The 523-nt window shown below is 49.9% G+C and carries 5 tRNA genes; all 5 read left to right on the plus strand.

The annotated features are described in order from the left end of the window. The first annotated feature begins 51 nt into the window (after positions 1 to 51). The 5 genes from HMPREF3270_RS11095 to HMPREF3270_RS11115 all read left to right on the plus strand — a co-directional run bounded on the left by HMPREF3270_RS11095 (position 52) and on the right by HMPREF3270_RS11115 (position 463). Positions 52 to 135 (plus strand) — tRNA-Tyr (locus HMPREF3270_RS11095). A gap of 12 nt (positions 136 to 147) precedes the next feature. Continuing rightward, a tRNA-Trp gene (locus tag HMPREF3270_RS11100) sits at positions 148 to 221 on the plus strand. Between the two features lie 2 nt (positions 222 to 223). Beyond that, a tRNA-His gene (locus HMPREF3270_RS11105) sits at positions 224 to 296 on the plus strand. A gap of 12 nt (positions 297 to 308) precedes the next feature. Next, positions 309 to 380: transfer RNA gene (locus HMPREF3270_RS11110), tRNA-Gln, on the plus strand. A gap of 8 nt (positions 381 to 388) precedes the next feature. Continuing rightward, positions 389 to 463: transfer RNA gene (locus HMPREF3270_RS11115), tRNA-Cys, on the plus strand. Positions 464 to 523: the final 60 nt, after the last annotated feature.

Consider the following 523-nt stretch of genomic DNA (forward strand, 5'->3'; position numbering starts at 1 on the left):
GTCGGCGGTTCGAACCCGTCATTCTCCACCATTTTGAATTATATATTTGTCGGAGGGGTAGCGAAGTGGCTAAACGCGGCGGACTGTAAATCCGCTCCTTCGGGTTCGGCAGTTCGAATCTGCCCCCCTCCACCATCTTATTTTAATAGGGGCATAGTTCAACGGTAGAATAGAGGTCTCCAAAACCTTTGATGTGGGTTCGATTCCTACTGCCCCTGCCATGGCGACTGTGGTGAAGTGGTTAACACATCGGATTGTGGTTCCGACATTCGTGGGTTCGATTCCCATCAGTCGCCCTTTATTATTAATGGGCTATAGCCAAGCGGTAAGGCAACGGACTTTGACTCCGTCACTCACTGGTTCGAATCCAGTTAGCCCAGTTACTTTTGGCGGCATAGCCAAGTGGTAAGGCCAAGGTCTGCAAAACCTTTATTCACCGGTTCAAATCCGGTTGCCGCCTCCATGAATTATGCGGGAGTAGTTCAACTTTTAGAACACGTTCCTTCCCGGAACGAGGTATAGG

The organism is Staphylococcus sp. HMSC65H10 (genome assembly GCF_001839185.1).
In the GTDB taxonomy this organism is placed as follows: Bacteria; Bacillota; Bacilli; order Staphylococcales; family Staphylococcaceae; genus Staphylococcus; species Staphylococcus simulans.